General features: G+C 50.5%; 12 protein-coding genes. 9 read left to right on the top strand and 3 right to left on the bottom strand.

The features are described 5' to 3' along the window. Positions 1–100: 100 nt before the first annotated feature. From AAZR23_RS10110 to ppdD, 3 genes are read right to left on the bottom strand one after another with little or no spacing between them, the layout of a single operon-like run. On the bottom strand, positions 101–1300 hold the full coding sequence (locus tag AAZR23_RS10110) for a type II secretion system F family protein (protein ID WP_434692242.1): 1200 nt from the start codon (positions 1298–1300) through the stop codon (positions 101–103). Between the two features lie 27 nt (positions 1301–1327). After that, positions 1328–2827, bottom strand: a complete 1500-nt coding sequence (locus AAZR23_RS10105) for an ATPase, T2SS/T4P/T4SS family (RefSeq protein ID WP_434692239.1) — start codon at positions 2825–2827, stop codon at positions 1328–1330. A gap of 26 nt (positions 2828–2853) precedes the next feature. After that, on the bottom strand, positions 2854–3273 hold the full coding sequence (gene ppdD / locus AAZR23_RS10100; RefSeq protein WP_434692236.1) for a prepilin peptidase-dependent pilin: 420 nt from the start codon (positions 3271–3273) through the stop codon (positions 2854–2856). 280 nt (positions 3274–3553) lie between these two features. Here ppdD and ampD point away from each other — a divergent pair, with 280 nt between their 5' ends. From ampD to AAZR23_RS10055, 9 genes are all read left to right on the top strand, one after another. After that, positions 3554–4114 carry a 1,6-anhydro-N-acetylmuramyl-L-alanine amidase AmpD gene (ampD, locus tag AAZR23_RS10095; protein ID WP_434692233.1) on the top strand — a complete coding sequence of 187 codons (561 nt, stop codon included), beginning with the start codon at positions 3554–3556 and terminating at the stop codon, positions 4112–4114. Positions 4115–4602: 488 nt separating this feature from the next. Further along, positions 4603–5367: a pyruvate dehydrogenase complex transcriptional repressor PdhR gene (pdhR, locus tag AAZR23_RS10090; RefSeq protein WP_025152795.1), complete on the top strand. Its 765-nt coding sequence runs from the start codon at positions 4603–4605 to the stop codon at positions 5365–5367. Positions 5368–5544: 177 nt separating this feature from the next. Next, a complete protein-coding gene (gene aceE, locus AAZR23_RS10085; protein WP_434692230.1) occupies positions 5545–8208 on the top strand; it encodes a pyruvate dehydrogenase (acetyl-transferring), homodimeric type in 2664 nt (887 codons plus the stop codon). A gap of 13 nt (positions 8209–8221) precedes the next feature. Further along, positions 8222–10108 (top strand): pyruvate dehydrogenase complex dihydrolipoyllysine-residue acetyltransferase, encoded by a 1887-nt coding sequence (gene aceF / locus AAZR23_RS10080; RefSeq protein ID WP_046894484.1) that lies wholly within the window; start codon positions 8222–8224, stop codon positions 10106–10108. Positions 10109–10302: 194 nt separating this feature from the next. Beyond that, positions 10303–11730: a dihydrolipoyl dehydrogenase gene (gene lpdA, locus AAZR23_RS10075; protein WP_127375977.1), complete on the top strand. Its 1428-nt coding sequence runs from the start codon at positions 10303–10305 to the stop codon at positions 11728–11730. A gap of 414 nt (positions 11731–12144) precedes the next feature. Beyond that, positions 12145–14742 carry a bifunctional aconitate hydratase 2/2-methylisocitrate dehydratase gene (gene acnB, locus AAZR23_RS10070; protein WP_434692226.1) on the top strand — a complete coding sequence of 866 codons (2598 nt, stop codon included), beginning with the start codon at positions 12145–12147 and terminating at the stop codon, positions 14740–14742. Between the two features lie 189 nt (positions 14743–14931). Further along, positions 14932–15303, top strand: a complete 372-nt coding sequence (locus AAZR23_RS10065) for a YacL family protein (protein ID WP_166708331.1) — start codon at positions 14932–14934, stop codon at positions 15301–15303. A gap of 130 nt (positions 15304–15433) precedes the next feature. Continuing rightward, positions 15434–16294, top strand: coding sequence for a small-conductance mechanosensitive channel MscS (gene mscS, locus AAZR23_RS10060; RefSeq protein ID WP_166708330.1), 861 nt, complete (start codon positions 15434–15436; stop codon positions 16292–16294). 70 nt (positions 16295–16364) lie between these two features. After that, on the top strand, positions 16365–16847 hold the full coding sequence (locus AAZR23_RS10055; protein ID WP_208323176.1) for a hypothetical protein: 483 nt from the start codon (positions 16365–16367) through the stop codon (positions 16845–16847). The last annotated feature ends 49 nt before the right edge of the window (positions 16848–16896 follow it).

Below are 16896 nucleotides of genomic sequence, written 5' to 3'. Positions count from 1 at the left end.
CTGATGAAATTAATTTCTCCTATGGCAAATAAGCAGTGAATACAGAGATATTTCACAGGTTTGAATTTTTTATTCAGATACTTTACAGAATGAATAGTTATCAGACCAAAATTTCACCGAGCCGGAATAAAGGTAAATACATTGCAATTAATAAAATGGCGACGAGAATTGACAGGAAGGTAAACAGTAATGGCTGGAGTATTTTAAAAAAATCCTGAATTTGATTTAAGGCGAGAGATTTAAACCATTCTGCGGTATAGGAAAAAAAGTGTCCGAATTGCCCTGTAGCCTCACCGGTGGCAATCAGTTCATAACATAATGAAGGAAATAATTTCGATTCCTTAATTGATTGGCTGAATGATTTCCCGTGAAGCAATTCATCCCTGATTGTGCTTAAAGCCTCTCTGTATAACGGATGTGAAGTCGTCATAATAAGTGTATTAATACCCGAAATAAGTGTGATGCCCGATTGTTGTGTCATTGCCAGCATCCGGAAAATACGGGACACATAACTGAAAATAATAATATTGCCGATAAACGGAATATGTAAAATACAGATTGATTCTGCTTTTTTAATACCCGTGTGTTTCCGGCGAAATATATGATAAATAAATGTAATTACTGTTATTGTGCTCATTACCGGAATTGTATACACGGAAATAATACCGGAAATCCTGATCAATTGTTGTGTCAGTGCCGGAAGTTCAGCATCGAATGATGCATATATTTGGGCGAATTCGGGAATTACAAACAGAAACATTAATGTGACCATCAGAGTGCTGGCAATTAACAATGCAACAGGATAGCGGACTGATTTGATTAATGCGGCCCGGTGTTCACGGCTGCTCTGAATATGTTGTGAAATAGTATGAAGACACTCCGGTAATTTACCGGTTTCCTCCCCGACCGTAATCATCTGGCAGTAAAAGGAATCAAATAAAGCAGGGAACTGCATTATCCCCTGAGTCAATGTTTTTCCCTGTTGCAGTTGTCCGGTAAGCGCGCGGATCACTTCTGTCCACAGCGGGTGGCTGCATTCACCGGCCAGCAGGGAAAGTGCTTTCAGCAGCGGTAGTCCTGATGTCAGTAAGGTTGTCAGCTGCTGTGTGAAATGCAGAAGGTAGTGTTTCTCTTTCTGCGAACAGACCAACCGCTTGCGGCAGTGCAGTGAAACAGGTGTGATGCTCTGCGAAATCAGCTGATTAACAGCACTATTCTCTGAAGACGAAATAAGGATTCCGGTCACTACCCGGTTAACCGGTGTCAGACCGGACCAGTCATACAGCCGGTAAATTTGCATAGCATCACTCCTGTTGAGCAGCAGATGTCAGATATCCTGCATATGGTAAATCTCACTGAGTGTGGTTACCCCGGACTCTGCCAGTGCGACGCCTGCGTCAAACAGTGAACCGGGCAATACACCAGCGGCAGAAGATTGTGCCTGTTGCGGTGTCAGAAAGGCAAAACAGGCAGTTCGGCCGTAATAACCTGAAAAGCAGTGCTCACAGCCGTTTGCCTGCCACGGGGTGAATTGATGTGTTTTTCCGCTGCCCAGTATCACGCTCTCCATTTCCTGTTTTTGCGTTTTACAGCGCGGACACAGCATGCGGACCAGACGCTGGGCAATGATCAGTTTGATGCAGGTTTTAATGAAGTACTCGTCAATGCCCAGTTGCCGCAGCCGCGAAAAAGTATCTTCCGCGGAATTGGTATGCAGGGTGGACAATACCAGATGACCGGTATGAGCCGCTTTGACAGCCATTTCAGCCGTTGCTTTATCCCTGATTTCCCCCACCATAATGACATCCGGGTCCTGGCGCAGCAGGGCGCGGAGAATGGCGGCAAAGCCCAGTTCAATTTTCGGGTTTATCTGTGTCTGGGTGATCCCCCGCAGCGGAATTTCCACCGGGTCTTCAACGCTGCAGATATTCCGGTTGTTCTGATTCAGGTATTGCAGACAGCCGTAAAGTGTGGCGGTTTTACCGCTGCCGGTGGGGCCGGTCAGTAAAATAATACCGGTGGCACTGTTGAGGCCGTCATGTAATGTTTTCAGTTGCTGAGGTGTCAGTCCTGATTTTTCCAGCGCCAGATTCTGCGTGGTACTCAGCAGCCGGAGCACCACTTTTTCACCATAAATTGTGGGCAGTGTGGCGACACGGATCGCATAACGGGTGTTATTTTCCAGCCATTCAAACTGACCGTCCTGGGGTAACCGTTTTTCGGCAATATCGAGTCCGGCAATAATTTTGATGCGGATAATGATCTCTCCGCTGATTTCCGGCGGCGGAGAATTCAGTGTATGCAACTGCCCGTCGATTCTGACCCGTATCCGGTAGCCCTGCTGTGCCGGTTCGATATGGATATCGGATGCCCGCTTGGCAACAGCACCGGCAATCATCCGGTTAACAAAGCTGACCGCGGCGGATTGTTGTTCTGCCGGCCATGTGTCGGTATCCGGTGGCTGCCGGTGATTATCGGCAGGCGGAAGGGCGGGAGGCGGCGGTGAACCGGTATCCGCAGAAACCGGTACGTTTGTTTCCGGTGTTACGCCGGGGAAAAGTACCGGCTCCGGCAGTGAGGTATTCCGGCGGCAGTAAGCCAGTTTCTCACTGTGCCATAATTCAATATCCACCCGCTTACCGGCCAGAAAGCGGATAGCGGACACAACATCCCGGCGCGGCTGCTGTGCGGCTGCAACCCGGACCGCATCCGGATTACAGTCAATCAGCATCAGCTCGTTACGTTCACATAACGCATGAACTTCAGCCAGTAAGAGTTGTTCCTCCCCGCCGGTGCGGGTAACAGGGGAAAGTGTACCTGCTTGCATAATGAATTCCTTTTCATGTCGGTATGTTACTTAATGACGTCAATACAGATTTTTTTCAGTGCGTCTTCTTTCGTGTCACAGGAGGTTGTCCAGACAGTAATGCCGTTCAGCGGATTTCTTCCCGGGGTTGTGCTGACTGTCAGCGCAGCCAGTGAACTGTTTCCCTGAACTGTCACAACACCGTTTTCCGCTTTAACCGATTTGATATAACGTCCCGGGGAACCGGCGGGAACGGAACCTTGTCCGCTGTTGCATCCGGCAAAAGAGGGGCTGTCAAAACTGCACAACTCCACACCGGTTTTAAACGCGGTGACAGTCCGCAGCACATCAATCAGTGCTGCTTTGCGGATATAGTTCTGATAGCCCGGAACCGCAATGGCACTGAGAACCGCCACAATGGCGATCACCACCATCACCTCGATTAATGTGAATCCGTGCTGATTCATACTGATGCTCCTTTTTGTGTCTGTGAACGGGGTACTTATTTAGCGTGATGCACTCTATTCAATGACGGATCGTCAAAAAAGAGAGGTATCCGGATTTCTCGGCACAGATGGAAAACTGCGGTGTAACAACTGAAAACGGCAGATTTTTTTTCGGTCTGACACGCAGAAATCAGCTGAAAAAAATCAGCACTCCCCGGAGAGGGGGGAAGACACGTATACTGTGCGGCACAAAATGGTATTGGTTATGTGATTCAATAACGGCTTTTGCTCAGGAGAACGAATGGATATTCAGGATGGCTGGCTGACCACAGCACGCAGGGTTATCTCACCGCATCACGATACCCGGCCGGAAAACGTGACTCCCCGTTTACTGGTAATCCACAATATCAGCCTGCCGCCGGGGCAGTTCGGCGGTCCGTATATTGACCAGCTTTTTCAGGGGACGCTGGACCCGGGTGCACATCCGTTTTTTGCAGAAATACAGGCGCTGCGGGTTTCTGCTCACTGTCTGATCCGCCGGACCGGGGAAATTGTGCAGTATGTGCCATTTGATGCAAGAGCCTGGCATGCGGGCGTTTCCTGCTATCAGGGGACAGAAAAGTGTAACGATTTTTCCGTCGGTATTGAGCTGGAAGGGACCGATACACAACCATTCACCGATGAACAGTACCGGGCACTGGCTTCTGTGACACAGACGCTTTTGATGCATTACCCGCAAATGAAAGGGCATATCACCGGACACAGTGATATCGCACCGGGACGCAAAACAGATCCCGGCCCTTGTTTCGACTGGAACCGATACAGGAATTCACTGAATCCGGCAGACATTCCGGCTGAATAAGCCGTAAAATTTCGCAGATCTGACTGAGGCGAAGTTTTCCTGTTTACCGGTTCCCTGCTAAAATTAGCATTCCGGTAACCTGTTACTGACTAAATGCATTTTATGGATACAGACGCAGCGGAGATAACCTGACGAGGCCGGGGCAAATCAGGGTGATAGTTATATGGCGCGGTAAAAATGCACAAATATTGATTGTATATTCATCAAAATGGTCACTGTAACGGTTCAGTTTGCGTATTTATCTGAATTTAAACGTTAAATTCTGTAACATTCACGATGCAGCATTTAAACGTATCAGTTATCAATTTATGCTAAAATTTAAAAAAAATTGTTAAAACTTGCTGGTTTTTATGATTTAGCTCAAGGTCTTTATAGACAGTTGGTGAATACTTTGTTACTTTAAGACCCTGTAAAAGAAATTGGTATTACCAATTGACTACAAAACCCATGAAGCAATATTTATCCATGTTGATGGTTCTGATACAAATATGGCTTACAGCAAAATCCGCCAACCAAAATTAGCCGACGTGATCGAACAGCGGCTTGAGCACTTAATCCTCGACGGCACATTAAGCCCGGGGGAAAAGCTGCCGCCTGAACGCGAGCTGGCCAAACAGTTCGATGTCTCACGTCCCTCACTGCGCGAAGCAATTCAAAAACTTGAAGCGAAAGGCTTTCTGCTGCGCAGACAAGGTGGCGGCACATTTGTACAGAGCAATCTCTGGCAAAGCTTCAGCGACCCGCTTGCCCAGCTGCTGGAAGGGCACCCCGAATCTCAGTTTGATCTGCTGGAAACCCGTCATGCCCTTGAGGGTATTGCTGCTTATTATGCGGCGCTGCGGGGAACCGAAGCAGATTTTGTCCGTATCACCAACAGCCATCAGGCGATAGCCGATGCCCGCGACGCCGGGGATGTGGAAGCAGAATCTCAGGCCGTACTGCAATATCAGCTTATTGTCACAGAAGCCGCACATAATGTGGTGCTGTTACATTTGCTGCGCTGTATGGTGCCGATGCTGGAAAAAAATATCCGGCAGAACTTTGAATTTTTATACACCCGGAAAGAGATGCTGGCGATGGTCAGCGAACACCGGGAACAGGTATTCCGGGCCATTATGAGCCGGTCGCCGGAGGCAGCGCGGGAGGCATCCCACCGCCATCTGGCATTCCTGGAAGACGTCCTGCTGGATATGAGCCGGGAGCACACCCGCCGGGAACGTTCACTGCGCCGTCTTCAGCAGTATACAGAATAAATCAGTAATGGTTTTGGGGCTTACAGATCCCTGAATGCTGCGTCTGTAAGCTGACCTATGCATCAGCGGCAATATATAGCCGGGCCTATCTTCACGTCGCCCGTCACCGTTAAGGCGGGATACGTGAAGATAGGCTCCGAATATCATTAGAAACAGATAAACTATAAGGAATACACCATGTCAGACATTTTGAACAATGACGTGGATCCGATCGAAACCCGCGACTGGCTACAGGCGATCGAATCGGTCATCCGTGAAGAAGGTGTTGAGCGTGCACAGTTCCTGATTGATCAGGTTCTGAATACTGCCCGTCAGGGTGGTGTGAGTGTTGCAGCAGGTGCTGCGGCCCGTAATTACATCAACACCATTCCTGTTGAGGATGAACCTGCCTACCCGGGCAACCTGGAGCTGGAGCGTCGTATCCGTTCTGCTATCCGCTGGAACGCTGTCATGATGGTTCTGCGCGCATCCAAGAAAGATCTGGATCTGGGCGGTCACATGGCGTCTTACCAGTCTGCGGCTACCATGTATGAAGTGTGCTTCAACCACTTCTTCCGTGCGCAGAACGAAAAAGACGGCGGTGATGTTATTTATTTCCAGGGCCACTTAAGCCCGGGCTACTACGCACGCGCATTCATGGAAGGTCGTCTGACCGAAGAGCAGCTGAACAATTTCCGTCAGGAAATCGGCGGCAAAGGTCTGCCTTCTTATCCGCACCCTAAACTGATGCCTAACTTCTGGCAGTTCCCGACCGTTTCTATGGGTCTGGGGCCGCTGGCTGCTATCTATCAGGCTAAGTTCCTGAAATATCTGGAACACCGTGGTCTGAAAGATACCTCTGAGCAAACCGTTTATGCCTTCCTGGGTGATGGCGAGATGGATGAGCCGGAATCTAAAGGTGCAATCAATATCGCTGTCCGTGAAAACCTGGACAACCTGATCTTCGTTATCAACTGTAACCTGCAGCGCCTCGACGGCCCTGTAAACGGTAACGGTAAAATCGTTAACGAAATGGAAGGTATGTTCTCCGGTGCGGGCTGGCAGGTAATCAAAGTCATGTGGGGCGGCCGCTGGGATGAACTGCTGAAGAAAGATACCAGCGGTAAACTGATTCAGCTGATGAACGAAACCGTTGACGGCGACTATCAGACATTCAAATCCAAAGATGGTGCTTACGTTCGTGAACACTTCTTTAACCGTTATCCGGAAACCGCTGCATTAGTCAAAGACTGGACTGATGAGCAGATCTTCGCACTGAACCGCGGTGGTCACGATCCGAAGAAAATGTTCGCTGCACTGAAAAAAGCGCATGACACCAAAGGCAAACCAACCCTGATCCTGGCCCAGACCGTTAAAGGTTATGGTATGGGTGATACTGCTGAAGGTAAAAACATCGCTCACCAGGTTAAGAAAATGAACATGGAAGGCGTGCGCCATCTCCGTGATCGTTTCAACATCGATGTGGCTGATGATCAGCTGGAAAAACTGCCGTTCATCAAGTTTGACGAAAACTCTGAAGAGCAGAAATACATGATGGAACGCCGTGCGGCACTGCATGGTCCGGTTCCTTCACGCCGTTCTCACTTCGATGAGAAACTGGATATTCCTGCACTGAGCGATTTCAGCCAGTTACTGGAAGAGCAGAACAAAGAAATCTCCACCACTATCGCGTTTGTGCGTGCACTGAACGTGATGCTGAAAAACAAATCCATCAAAGAGCGTATTGTGCCAATCATCGCGGATGAAGCACGTACATTCGGTATGGAAGGTCTGTTCCGTCAGATCGGTATCTACAACTCCAAAGGTCAGCTGTATACCCCGCAGGACCGTGAGCAGGTTGCTTACTACCGTGAAGATGTGAAAGGTCAGATCCTGCAGGAAGGTATCAACGAACTGGGTGCGGGCGCATCCTGGCTGGCGGCTGCAACCTCTTACAGCACCAACAACCTGCCGATGATTCCGTTCTACATCTACTACTCAATGTTCGGTTTCCAGCGTATCGGTGACCTGATGTGGATGGCAGGCGACCAGCAGGCACGCGGCTTCCTGATCGGCGGTACTTCCGGCCGTACCACCCTGAACGGTGAAGGTCTGCAGCACGAAGATGGCCACAGCCATATTCAGTCTCTGACTATCCCTAACTGCCTGTCTTATGACCCGTCATTCGCGTACGAAGTTGCGGTCATCATGCAGGATGGTCTGGAGCGTATGTATGGTGAAGCGCAGGAAAACATTTACTACTACATCACCACACTGAACGAAAACTACCATATGCCTGCAATGCCGGAAGGTGTTGAGGAAGGTATCCGTAAAGGTATCTACAAACTGGAAACCCTGACCGGCGATAAAGGCAAGGTACAGTTACTGGGTTCAGGTGCGATTCTGCGTCACGTACGTGACGCAGGTCAGATTCTGTCTTCTGAATACGGCATCAGCTCTGATATCTACAGTGTGACCTCGTTCACCGAGCTGGCACGTGAAGGTCAGGATTGTGATCGCTGGAACATGCTGCACCCGTCAGAAACCCCGCGCGTGCCTTACATCACTCAGGTGATGAACGATGCACCGGCTGTGGCATCCACAGACTGGATGAAACTGTTCGCAGAACAGGTTCGCGGTTATGTTCCTGCTGACCAGTACCGCGTACTGGGTACTGACGGTTACGGCCGTTCAGACAGCCGTGATAACCTGCGTCATCATTTCGAAATTGATGCCGGTTATGTTGTTGTTGCTGCTCTGGGTGAGCTGGCTAAACGTGGTGAAATTGACGTGAAAGTGGTTGAAGAAGCCATTAAGAAATTCAGCATCAACCCTGAAAAAGTTAACCCGCGTGTGGCATAAGAGGTAAAAATTAATGTCTATTGAAATCCATGTGCCTGATATCGGTTCAGATGAAGTTGATGTAACTGAAATTCTGGTCAGTGTCGGCGATAAAGTAGAAGCAGAACAATCACTCATCACCGTTGAAGGTGACAAGGCGTCGATGGAAGTTCCGTCTCCGCAGGCAGGGGTTGTTAAAGAGATTAAAGTTGCCGTGGGCGATAAAGTCAGCACCGGTTCTTTCATCATGGTATTTGAAGCAGAGGCCGCAGCAGCGGCTCCTGCTCCGGCAGCTCAGGCTGCCGCACCTGCTGCTCCGGCAGCGGCTGCAGCATCTGCACTGCAGGAAGTTCACGTACCGGATATCGGTGGTGACGAAGTTGATGTGACTGAAATCATGGTCAGCGTCGGCGATACCGTGACTGAAGAACAGTCTCTGATCACTGTTGAAGGCGACAAAGCCTCAATGGAAGTTCCGTCTCCGATGGCGGGTGTGGTTAAAGAGATCAAAGTTGCTGTCGGCGATAAAGTCAGCACCGGTTCCCTGATCATGGTCTTTGAAGTTGCGGGCGCAGCACCGGCGGCACAGCCTGCCGCAGCCGCTCCGGCACCTGCAGCAGCGGCACCGGCCGTGGCAGCAGACAAAGAAATCCATGTACCGGATATCGGCGGTGACGAAGTTGACGTGACTGAAATTATGGTCAGCGTCGGCGATACCGTGACTGAAGAACAGTCTCTGATCACCGTTGAAGGCGACAAAGCCTCAATGGAAGTCCCGTCTCCGATGGCAGGTAAAGTCAAAGAAATCAAAGTAGCGGTCGGCGATAAAGTCAAAACCGGCTCTCTGATTATGGTCTTTGAAGTTGCGGGCGCAGCACCTGCTCCGGCAGCACAGCCTGCAGCAGCCGCACCAGCGGCAGCAGCTCCGGCTTCTGCACCGGCAGCGAAAGCGGCTCCGGCAGCAGCACCGGCTGCGGGTAATGACTTCGTTGAGAACGATGCTTACGTTCACGCAAGTCCGGTTATCCGTCGTCTGGCCCGTGAATTCGGTGTGAATCTGGCGAAAGTCAAAGGCACAGGCCGTAAAGGCCGTATCCTGCGTGAAGACGTTCAGGCTTATGTGAAAGATGCGGTGAAACGCGCTGAAGCAGCTCCGGCTGCAGCAGGCGGCGGCTTACCTGGCATGCTGCCATGGCCGAAAGTGGACTTCAGCAAGTTCGGTGAAGTGGAAGAAGTTGAACTGAGCCGTATTCAGAAGCTGTCCGGTGCTAACCTGAGCCGTAACTGGGTAATGATCCCGCACGTTACGCTGATGGATGAAGCGGATATCACTGATGTTGAAGAATTCCGTAAACAGCAGAACAAAGAAGCTGAGAAGAAACAGCTGGGCGTGAAAATCACTCCGCTGGTCTTCGTGATGAAAGCTGCCGCAAAAGCGCTGGTCGAAATGCCGCGTTTCAACAGCTCTATCACTGAAGATGCACAGCGTCTGATTCTGAAGAAATATGTCAATATCGGTATCGCGGTAGACACCCCGAACGGCCTGGTTGTTCCTGTCATCAAAGATGTGAACAAAAAAGGTATTCTGGAACTGTCTTACGAACTGGCTGAAATCTCCAAGAAAGCCCGTAACGGTAAGCTGACTTCTTCTGATATGCAGGGCGGATGCTTCACTATCTCCAGCCTGGGCGGTATCGGGACAACCGGTTTCGCACCGATTGTTAACGCACCGGAAGTGGCTATCATGGGTCTGTCACGTTCATCCATGAAACCGGTATGGGACGGCAAACAGTTTGTTCCGCGTCTCATTCTGCCAATGTCACTCTCCTTCGACCACCGTGTGATCGATGGTGCTGACGGCGCCCGCTTCATCACGCTGATTAATCAGTACATGAGCGATTTACGCCGCCTGGCAATGTAAGCAATTACACTAAGACCGGTGCAGAGCCGGTCTTAGCGGCGCAGGCTGAAACGTGCTCATCCCGGATAACGGGAGTCAGGTCACAGAACTGCGCCTTTCCAGGTTGTTAACAATTTTGTAAACTGCTCTCAGTGTGTACGTCCCGGTGGAATATATGTCGTCTGACCCGCCGGACAAACAATTAAGAGGTCACGATGAGTACTGAAATTAAAGCCCAGGTCGTTGTACTTGGTGCGGGCCCTGCAGGGTATTCAGCGGCTTTCCGCTGTGCTGACTTAGGTCTGGAAACTGTCCTGATTGAACGCTATTCAACCTTAGGTGGTGTCTGCCTGAACGTAGGTTGTATCCCGTCCAAAGCATTACTGCATGTTGCTAAAGTGATCGAAGAAGCGAAAGCGCTGGCTTCTCACGGCATCGTGTTCGGCGAACCGCAGACTGATATCGATAAAGTCCGTCTGTGGAAAGAGAAAGTTATTTCTCAGTTAACCGGCGGTCTGGCCGGTATGGCGAAAGGCCGTAAAGTGACTGTTGTGAATGGTCTCGGCCAGTTCACCGGCGCTAATACTATCGAAGTCAGTGGTGAGAAGGGTAAAACCACCATCACGTTTGACAATGCTATTATTGCAGCGGGCTCACGCCCGATTCAGCTGCCGTTTATCCCGCATGAAGATCCGCGTGTATGGGATTCAACAGATGCACTGCAGCTGAAAACCGTCCCGGGCCGTCTGCTGGTCATGGGTGGTGGTATCATCGGTCTGGAAATGGGTACCGTATACCACGCGCTGGGTTCAGAGATTGATGTTGTTGAAATGTTTGACCAGGTCATTCCTGCGGCAGATAAAGACATCGTTAAACTGTTCACCAAACGTATCAGCACTAAGTTTAACCTGATGCTGGAAACCAAAGTGACCGCCGTTGAAGCAAAAGAAGACGGTATCTATGTCACGATGGAAGGCAAGAAAGGCCCTGCAGAACCACAGCGTTATGACGCGGTTCTGGTGGCTATCGGCCGTACTCCTAACGGTAAACTGCTGGCGGCTGATAAAGCCGGTGTTGAAGTTGACGATCGCGGTTTCATCCACGTTGACAAACAAATGCGCACCAACGTGCCGCACATCTTTGCTATCGGCGATATCGTCGGTCAGCCGATGCTGGCGCACAAAGGTGTTCACGAAGGTCACGTGGCAGCCGAAGTTATCTCCGGTCTGAAACACTACTTCGATCCGAAAGTGATCCCGTCTATTGCCTACACCGAACCGGAAGTGGCATGGGTTGGTCTGACCGAGAAAGAAGCGAAAGAGAAGGGCATCAGCTACGAAACAGCAACCTTCCCGTGGGCGGCTTCCGGCCGTGCAATCGCGTCTGACTGCGCTGAAGGTATGACCAAACTGATTTTCGACAAAGAATCTCACCGTGTTATCGGTGGTGCGATTGTCGGTACTAACGGCGGTGAGCTGTTAGGTGAAATCGGTCTGGCTATCGAAATGGGTTGTGATGCGGAAGACCTGGCTCTGACCATCCACGCTCACCCGACGCTGTACGAATCAATCGGTATGGCGGCTGAGATTTACGAAGGCAGCATCACTGACCTTCCGAATCCGAAAGCGAAAAAGAAAAAGTAATCAGCTGACCCGGTAACAGTATTGTTACCCGGCTGAAAATAAAAATCCGGCAGCCTCTGGCGCCGGATTTTTTTATTCTCTGCAGTCATCGCCCCGCCTGTGTACTCATAGACAAACCGGTATTATTCAGATATTAATAAATTCAGTATGCTGACCGTCGTTCCCGGTGCAGCTGAACTACGCAAACAACCGTTTTTTGCATTTCCGGCGTAATCAATAATTGTGCAGATTCCTGTTTAAAGCGGCATAACACTGGTGAAACGGGTAAGCAGCAAGTTTAATTCACTAATGTTATTCAGCTCACAAATTGTTTATGTTGCTTTAATGTGAATGAATTAACAATGTGTTTAAATTTTGATATGCTGAAACCCCGTTGCCGGGCACTCATAAAAAACACAAAGCAAGGAGTACGTCGTGCTGGAAAATTACCGCAGGCACGTTGCCGAACGTGCAGCACAAGGGATCGCCCCTAAGCCATTGGAAGCTGCTCAGGTTGCTGAGTTAGTCGAATTACTGAAATCTCCGCCGGCAGGCGAAGAAGCGTTTCTTGTTGATCTGATTACCAACCGTGTACCGCCGGGTGTTGATGAAGCCGCATATGTGAAAGCCGGTTTCCTGGCCGCTCTGGCAAAAGGTGAAGCACATTCACCTCTGATCTCCGCTGAAAAAGCCGTTGAATTACTCGGAACCATGCAGGGTGGCTATAACATTCACGCCCTGATTGAAGCCCTCGATGATGAAAAACTGGCCCCTGTCGCCGCCAAAGCGCTCTCTCATACCTTACTGATGTTTGATAATTTCTATGATGTGGAAGAAAAGGCAAAAGCCGGTAATTCATATGCACAGAAAATTATTCAGTCCTGGGCTGATGCAGACTGGTTCCTTGAACGTCCGAAGCTGGCAGAGAAACTGACCGTTACTGTCTTTAAAGTCTCCGGTGAAACCAACACCGATGATCTGTCACCGGCACCGGATGCCTGGTCGCGTCCGGATATCCCGCTGCATGCACTCGCGATGCTGAAAAACCCGCGTGACGGTATTGATCCGGATGAACCGGGCAATATCGGGCCGGTTAATCAGATTGATCTGCTCAGCAAAAAAGGGTTCCCGCTGGCCTATGTCGGCGATGTGGTCGGTACCGGGTCTTCCCGTAAATCCGCGACTAACTCCGTGCTGTGGTTTATGGGGGATGATATCCCGTATGTGCCGAACAAACGCGGCGGCGGTATTGTGCTGGGCGGAAAAATTGCCCCGATTTTCTTCAATACCATGGAGGATGCGGGTGCGCTGCCGGTGGAAGTGGATGTCAGCAATCTGAATATGGGAGATGTGATTGACGTTTACCCGTATAAGGGCGAGATCCGCAATCATGATACCAATGAGCTGCTGGCGACGTTTGAACTGAAAACCGATGTGCTGCTGGATGAAGTCCGCGCCGGTGGCCGTATTCCGCTGATTATCGGTCGCGGCCTGACTGCAAAAGCACGCGAGTCTCTCGGCCTGCCGCATACGGATATTTTCCGTCAGGCAAAACCGGTTGAGAAAAGCACCCGCGGTTTCTCACTGGCTCAGAAGATGGTCGGCCGTGCCTGCGGCGTGGCGGGGATTCGTCCGGGCGAGTACTGCGAGCCTAAGATGACCTCTGTCGGCTCCCAGGACACCACCGGGCCGATGACCCGTGATGAACTGAAAGACCTGGCCTGTCTCGGCTTCTCGGCTGATCTGGTGATGCAGTCGTTCTGTCATACTGCTGCTTATCCGAAGCCGGTGGATGTAAATACACATCACACCCTGCCTGATTTTATTATGAACCGCGGTGGTGTGTCGCTGCGTCCGGGGGACGGTATCATCCACTCCTGGCTGAACCGTATGCTGCTGCCGGATACCGTCGGCACCGGCGGTGACTCACACACCCGTTTCCCGATTGGTATTTCCTTCCCGGCCGGGTCCGGTCTGGTTGCTTTTGCGGCTGCAACCGGTGTTATGCCGCTGGATATGCCGGAATCTGTGCTGGTGCGTTTTAAAGGAAAAATGCAGCCGGGGATCACGCTGCGTGATCTGGTGCATGCGATTCCGTATTACGCTATTCAGCAGGGGCTGCTGACCGTTGAGAAAAAAGGGAAGAAAAACATTTTCTCCGGCCGTATCCTGGAAATTGAAGGGCTGCCGACACTGAAAGTGGAACAGGCGTTTGAGCTGGCGGATGCATCTGCCGAGCGTTCTGCGGCAGGTTGTACCATCAAACTGGATAAAGAGCCGATTACAGAGTACCTCAATTCCAATATCGTCCTGCTGAAATGGATGATTGCGGAAGGTTACGGCGATCGCCGTACCATCGAGCGCCGTATTCAGAGCATGGAAAAATGGCTGGCCGATCCGCAACTGCTGGAAGGCGATGCGGATGCAGATTATGCTGCCGTGATCGAAATCGATCTCAATGAGATCAAAGAGCCGATTCTCTGCGCACCGAATGACCCGGATGATGCACGTCTGCTGTCAGATGTGGCCGGAAGCAAGATTGATGAAGTGTTTATCGGCTCCTGCATGACGAATATCGGGCACTTCCGTGCGGCGGGTAAACTGCTCGACAGCTATAAGGGCCAGTTACCGACCCGCCTGTGGGTCGCACCACCGACCAAAATGGATGCCGCGCAGCTGACAGAAGAAGGCTATTACAGTATCTTCGGCAAAAGCGGTGCACGTATTGAAATTCCGGGCTGTTCACTGTGTATGGGGAACCAGGCACGTGTGGCGGATAACTCAACGGTCGTATCCACCTCCACCCGTAACTTCCCGAACCGTCTGGGCACCGGTGCCAATGTGTATCTGGCCTCAGCGGAACTGGCGGCAGTGGCTTCCCTGCTGGGACGCCTGCCGACACCGGCGGAGTACCAGACCTTTATGGATAAAGTGGATGAGACAGCGGAAGATACTTATCGTTACCTCAACTTCGACCAGCTGAATCAGTACACCAAAGTCGCGGATGGCGTGATTTTCCAGACTCAGGTGTGATAGTCAGCATCTGAATCAATCCGCAGTTATTTTACCGGCGGGAGACAGCAGACACTGTCTCCCGTTTTTTTATACCTGTCAGCCGGTTAATTACGGTATGAATGTACCTGAAAACCGGATAACCCGCTAAAATAAGGACAGGTGTTGCATACGTGACAGCGGTAAAGTATTAACAAGAGGTATACAGCGATGGATTATGAATTTTCCCTCGGGATCGACGGGAACGTGATAGTTAAGCTGTCAATGGATCACGAAGCGATCGGTCACTGGCTGAATGAAGAAGTAAAAGGGGATCTCTCGGTCATCGATGAGATAACGCTGGCGTTTGACAGTATTAAAGGGCGTGAGCAGCAGTGGCAGCGGGTGGGGCATGAATACACCCTGTTGATGGATGATGAGGAAATCATGATTAACGCCAATCAGATTACCTTTGAAACCGATGAACCGGATGAAGGTATGAGTTATTACGATAATGAAAGTATTGCGTTCTGCGGAACGGCTGACTTTATGATTTTACTGGAAAATTATCGTAAATTTATTGTGACCGGCGGGCAGGGCTGAGAATTTTTATTCTGAAATTTTCATTTGTTACGGTAATATAAACCAGTAGTTCTTTACCTGATGCGATAATCGGTCGGTTATTGCAACAATGTTGTTTTTATTTATTTCCGATAACTTATGAGGTGGATGAATGAATGAACAAATCCTGACGGATGGACTGAATCAGGCAACCGGCTGGCTGGCAAATAATCAGACATTGCTGCTGGATTATGCGGTGAATATTGTGGCTGCTGTGCTGACGCTGATTATCGGTCTGTTTGTGGCGAAAATGGCCGGCAAAGCGGTTTCCCGCCTGCTGTCGATGCGCGGTGTGGATGTTACCGTCTCTGATTTTCTGTCAGCAATGGTTCGTTATGCAGTTATTGCTTTCACACTGATTGCCGTTCTGGGGCGTCTTGGTGTGCAGACGGCGTCCGTTATCGCGGTGCTGGGTGCGGCAGGTCTGGCCGTGGGTCTGGCATTACAGGGATCACTCTCAAATCTCGCGGCAGGGGTATTGCTGGTGATTTTCCGTCCTATCCGTGCCGGTGAATATGTGGTTATCGGGGCGTCAGAAGGGACTGTTCAGAATGTGCAGATTTTTTCCACCACACTGCGCAGCGCGGATGACAAGATTATTGTGATCCCGAACGGTAAAGTAATTGCGGGCGATATTATTAACGTTACCCGTGAACCGGATCGCCGCCGTGACATCATTGTCGGTGTGGCTTACAACGCCGATATTGATCAGGTTAAAGAGATTCTGACTGAGATTGTTGCCGCTGATCCGCGCGTGCAGAAAGAGAAAGGTATCGTGGTTCGCCTCAACGAAATGGCACCATCCTCCCTGAATTTTGTTGTCCGTTACTGGACAAAAAACGGCGATTTCCTGGATGTATACTGGGATCTGCTGGAAAACTTCAAACGTGCGCTGGATAAGCATAATATCGGTATTCCGTTCCCGCAGCTTGATGTCCATATGCATCAGAATAATCAGCAACAGCAGGCGTAACAGGTGTATATTATCAGCGGTACCCTTTTTCCGGGTGCCGCTTTTTTTTGCCGTAAAGTGAGAGATTGTGATGAGCGAGCATTTACTTCATTTTATTCCTGAGACACTGAGTTATGTCCCGGATGCTGAGCAGCAGCAGGCTGCGGAACAGTATCTGAGTGAGTGGATGGCGGCTGACGATATTATGCATCAGGCGGACCCGGATATTATTTTCTGGTCCGGCAGTGAAAACTTCCGTTATCCGCTCTGTCCTGTCTGCCGCAAGCCGGTTTCCGGTACCTGGTGGGGGGCGCAGATGAATGCGATTTTTGCGGTTACCGGAGAGGAACGCATTTCTGCCGCTCTGGCACCGCGCAATACCCCCTGCTGCGGGGCGCCTGCCGTCATTCCCGATATGGATTATGATGAAACCGGCGGTCTTGCGTGTTACGGGCTGACTGTCCGTTATAACAACAGTTTTATTGTCTGTATGGATAACGGGCGGGATGAAATTATCAGCCGTGTGAGTGAATGCCTCGGTACCCCGGTGCGTCTGGTCTGGGAGTGGATCTGACCGCATTTCTCTCGAAATATTAGTCTCGTTAATGACCCATTAATTGTAT

The sequence above is a fragment of the Morganella sp. Je.2.23 genome, assembly GCF_051129855.1.
GTDB lineage: Bacteria > Pseudomonadota > Gammaproteobacteria > Enterobacterales > Enterobacteriaceae > Morganella > Morganella sibonii.
This window is presented reverse-complemented; position numbering and strand designations above follow the sequence as displayed.

Excerpts from the sequence above, each read along its gene's own strand:
- pdhR (WP_025152795.1), top strand. The coding sequence starts at position 4,603 with ATGGCTTACAGCAAAATCCGCCAACCAAAATTAGCCGACGTGATCGAA.
- mscS (WP_166708330.1), top strand. The coding sequence starts at position 15,434 with ATGAATGAACAAATCCTGACGGATGGACTGAATCAGGCAACCGGCTGG.
- AAZR23_RS10110 (WP_434692242.1), bottom strand. The coding sequence starts at position 1,300 with ATGCAAATTTACCGGCTGTATGACTGGTCCGGTCTGACACCGGTTAAC.
- aceF (WP_046894484.1), top strand. The coding sequence starts at position 8,222 with ATGTCTATTGAAATCCATGTGCCTGATATCGGTTCAGATGAAGTTGAT.
- AAZR23_RS10055 (WP_208323176.1), top strand. The coding sequence starts at position 16,365 with ATGAGCGAGCATTTACTTCATTTTATTCCTGAGACACTGAGTTATGTC.
- ppdD (WP_434692236.1), bottom strand. The coding sequence starts at position 3,273 with ATGAATCAGCACGGATTCACATTAATCGAGGTGATGGTGGTGATCGCC.
- lpdA (WP_127375977.1), top strand. The coding sequence starts at position 10,303 with ATGAGTACTGAAATTAAAGCCCAGGTCGTTGTACTTGGTGCGGGCCCT.
- AAZR23_RS10105 (WP_434692239.1), bottom strand. The coding sequence starts at position 2,827 with ATGCAAGCAGGTACACTTTCCCCTGTTACCCGCACCGGCGGGGAGGAA.
- aceE (WP_434692230.1), top strand. The coding sequence starts at position 5,545 with ATGTCAGACATTTTGAACAATGACGTGGATCCGATCGAAACCCGCGAC.
- AAZR23_RS10065 (WP_166708331.1), top strand. The coding sequence starts at position 14,932 with ATGGATTATGAATTTTCCCTCGGGATCGACGGGAACGTGATAGTTAAG.
- ampD (WP_434692233.1), top strand. The coding sequence starts at position 3,554 with ATGGATATTCAGGATGGCTGGCTGACCACAGCACGCAGGGTTATCTCA.